At 62.1% G+C, this 4,073-nt stretch carries 2 protein-coding genes and 1 pseudogene; 2 read left to right on the forward strand and 1 reads right to left on the reverse strand.

Features of this window, described 5'->3' with window-relative positions:
- The coding region (locus RMO18_RS17825) for an OB-fold nucleic acid binding domain-containing protein (RefSeq protein ID WP_309667730.1) at positions 1-1,072 on the forward strand (1,072 nt) is incomplete at its 5' end.
- 97 nt (positions 1,073-1,169) lie between these two features.
- Positions 1,170-2,465 (forward strand): annotated as a pseudogene (locus RMO18_RS17830) (IS3 family transposase).
- A gap of 399 nt (positions 2,466-2,864) precedes the next feature.
- Here RMO18_RS17830 and RMO18_RS17835 read toward each other — a convergent pair.
- On the reverse strand, positions 2,865-4,073 hold a 1,209-nt coding region (locus tag RMO18_RS17835; protein ID WP_309667732.1), incomplete at its 5' end, for a putative inorganic carbon transporter subunit DabA.

Below are 4,073 nucleotides of genomic sequence, written 5' to 3' on the forward strand. Positions count from 1 at the left end.
TGACCAGATTAAGGGCTTCGGCGAATACGGCTTTCCTGAAAGCCATGCGGCGAGCTTTGCACTGCTGGTCTACATCTCGTCATGGATCAAGCTGCATTACCCGGATGTGTTCTGCGCGGCTCTCCTCAATTCACAGCCGATGGGGTTCTATGCGCCTGCCCAGATCGTGCGCGACGCGCGCGAACACGGGGTGACGGTGCATGCGCCGGACGTGAATTACAGCGATTTGGACAACACGCTGGAACCTATGGGCCAGAAGGCCTTTGCAGTGCGCCTCGGCCTGCGGCAGGTAGACGGCATGGCGCAAGGGCGGGCGCTGCAGCTTACCACCGCCCGGGATGCACCTTTTACCGATCTGCAAGACTTGAAGGATCGCGCGAAACTGGACGCAGGCACCATGCGCAGGCTGGCTGCAGCCGACGCCTTCCGCTCCATGACGCTCGACCGCCGGCAGGCCCTTTGGGATGCGCGCGCGCTGCGGGATGCGCCGGACCTGCCGTTGTTTGCTGACACCCGCGATGAGGGGGTGGAGACCCGGTTCACCCTGCCGGAGATGCCAACTTGCGAACATGTCGTGGCGGACTACCAGACGCTGCGCCTGTCGCTGAAAGCGCATCCGATGGCCTTCCTGCGCAAAAGCCTGACGCGGCAGGGCTATGCGCCCACCAGTGATCTGCCCCGCCTGCGCAACCGCACCCAGGTCTCACTGGCCGGAATCGTCCTAATCCGCCAGAGACCTGGCAGCGCCAAAGGCGTCTGCTTCATCACGCTGGAGGATGAAACAGGTGTCGCCAATCTGGTCGTCTGGCCAAAAGCATTTGAGACGTTCCGCCGCGTCATCATGCAGTCCCGGCTGATCGACGTGCGCGGCACCCTGCAACGCGACGCCAACGTCATCCATGTTATCGCTACCCATCTGGCTGACCGCAGTGATGCACTGGACCGTCTGTCAAACGATTCTATGGAGGCGCCGCTTGCCCGCGCGGATGAGGTGCGCAAACCTGTCCCTAGCGGAATACATCGCCATCCAAGGGATGTCCGCGTGGTTCCCAAATCGCGGGACTTCCACTGATTTCACTAAGGTTTGTTGTACATCGCTTTACTGCTGAATGAGGTGCCCCTAGATTTGTAGACGCTTTGCCCGTTAACTTTGAGGCAAGGAGGCCGAGATGGGGACGAGCAACTACAGCGATGCGTTCAAGCGTGACGCGGTGCAGCAGATCCGGGTGCGGGGATACCCGGTTCGGGAGGTTTCCCGGCGTTTGGGGGTGAGTTCGCACTCTTTGTACAAATGACTGCGGCTGTTCGCCGAGCCGGTGGCGAAGTCGAGCAGCATCGACCACGAGGCCGAGAGCCGACGCCTGAAGCGGGAGCTGGCGCGGGTGACCGAGGAGCGCGATATCCTAAAAGAGGTGAGCCATGGTGCGCCACTGATTCAAGCGTCATGGCGAACGCGTACTTCGCGCGCGAGTCCCAATGAATGGAGCCATTGGAGCGCCATTGGTTCGAGCCCAATGACGACGGCCTTCATCCGCGCGCATCGGACCGAGTTCGGCGTCAGGGCCAAGTGCCGGGTGCTGCTGGTTCACTTCAGCGGCTTCTATGCATGGCTAAGGAACCGTTAAGTCGCCGCGCAGGACGATGCGAGGCAGACAGAACTGATCCGGCAGGCATGGTCCGACAGTGGCAAGGTCTATGGCTATCGCAAGCTCACTGACGATCTGCGCGATCAAGGGGAGCACGTTTCGCAGAACCGGGTGGCCCGGCTGGCATCATTGGCCAGGATTGCCGCACAGGTTGGCTACAAGCGCCGTCCCGGTCGCTATGGCGGCAAGCCTGCCGTCCTCGCGACCAACACCCTGGACCGCCAGTTTAAGGTCGATGCGCCCGACAAGGTCTGGGGCGAGCCATCGTCCGCCATTGGTCCGAGGACAATGGCGAGCGACATCACTTACATCAAGACCCATGAGGGCTGGCTGTATCTTTCGGTCGTGATCGACCTGTTCTCACGCCGTGTGGTCGGCTGGTCCGCCCAGCCCCGCATGACCACCGAACTTGCCCTGCAGGCGCTGCTCGCAGCCGTCTGGCGACGCAAACCCAAGACCAGGGTGATGATCCATTCCGATCAGGGATCACAGTTCACCAGCCGCGAGTGGCAGTCGTTCCTCGGCCAGCACAATCTGGACGCCAGCATGAGCCGCCGCGGAAATTGCCACGATCGAGCCATTGAAGGCGCCATTGGTTCAAGCCCAATGGCGAGGGCCGTTGCGGAAAGCTTCTTCCAGCTCTTGAAGCGCGAACGCATCCGCCGCCGCACATACCTGACCCGCGAAGCCGCAAGGCAGGACGTCTTCGAGAACATAGAGATGTTCTACAACCCGAAGCGCAAGCACACGAACAATGGCATGCTGTCGCCCGTTGACTTCGAAATCAGACAGCAAAATCTGAACGAGGCAGGTGTCTAGGAAACTACGGGCACCTCACCGAGCCTTTGCCGACGAAAGTACGAGGCCCCGCATTTTCGGATCCCAGTGCTTGGCTGTTCCCTCTTTTGCGAAGGCCAGCTTGCTAACGTAGGTCTCGTTCAGCTTGGGCATTTTGTCGGCTCTTTGTAGGAGACACCATGCAACTTGGCGCTACACAGTGCGACAAGGTGAAAGAGTTTAATGTGTGATATGAAACTATTAGTGGCTCCACGCCACTCAATGAAATTCAGCGCATTAGCTTGGAAGGCTAAGGTCTTACCATTCCACCACGCCCGCCTCGAGGCTGACCGGTATTCCGGCCCAAGTGATCCGTCAAGGAAGTTCCGGCAAATCCACTGCGCGCAACGCCCATTCCGGACCACCAAGGCCAGCCACATCCTACGCCGCCACGGATGCTGCCATTCCGGTGACCGGTTCCCAGGCCAGTCCTCCGACATAGCGCCCCTGCATCTGCCCCGCGTCATCGAGCGTGAACAGGTGCAGCCACCGGTTGTCGAACAGCGCCCTTACCCCGTCATGGCGGGCCAGGATGTCGTTGATCGCCGATTGCGGCGCCTCGACAATGACCGACAGGCGCAGCGGCTCATGCGCAAGATCCGCGCCGTCATGCACTGACTGCCACGGCAGGCCCGCGCGCAGCAGCCCGCCATTGCCCTCAACCACGCCAATGCCGCCGGTGACGTTGTGCAGCAGTTTGTTGCCGCCGCCAAAGGTTGCCGGTGCGACGGTAGAGCCATAGTATTGCAGGCTGATCCAGCTGGCCACCACGACCGGGGCGGTCAGGATCAGTTCCAGCACGCCAAAGCCCTTGTCCTGCCGCCAGTCATAGCTGTGCAGGAATGTCCGGCCGCCAAGGTTCTGCGCGGCGGTCCGGCTGCGTGGCGCGGCGACAAAGGCGCGGCAGCCCGCAAGACCCCATTCAGGGCGCACCTCGGCCCAGTTGCGCGCACGTCCGCCAATATCGCTGGCACCCTTGGCACGGGGCAGGCGCAATGCGCGTTCGCCGCGCGCAACCAACCCCGCGGAAGCCAGCCAACGCTGCAGGTCGAACAGATCCTTGGCGTGGTCCGCCGACGGATGGTCTTCGGAGTAAACCAGCACGTCATCCGTGGTGGTGTCGTGCAGGCCACTCAGAAACAGCGTGTCGTCGGGGATGGTGATCCCCCTCGCAGGAAGCCCTTTGCGCACATCGGGATCATTCAGCAGCGTTGCCAGCAACCGCGCGTTCACATCGCCGGAATAGCCGCCACAGGCGCCGCAATGCAGGGCGCTGGCATGGGGGTTGTTGGTGACATTCGCGCCGTGTCCGGCCAGCAGGACAACACGGGCAAAGCCGTCGGTCATCGACATCGCGCGCAGCACCATTTCCGCCGAAGCGAGCTTTTGGCCCGTATCAAGGCCCGGTGACAGTTGCGGTGCCGGGTCATGCGGCAGGTGCGAGGGGCCAAGGCCCAGCGCGTCACGCACCAGTTTGCCTGCATAGATCGGCCCGGTCGCCTCGACAAAGGCAAAGGACGACACGGCGGCCAGCTTGAACCGGCCCCAGGCACGTTTGGCCCGTGCGGCGATGCGGGCGGCGTCCTCGGC

Origin of the sequence: Tabrizicola sp., from assembly GCF_031377265.1 — a bacterium.
Taxonomy (GTDB): domain Bacteria; phylum Pseudomonadota; class Alphaproteobacteria; order Rhodobacterales; family Rhodobacteraceae; genus JAUYQR01.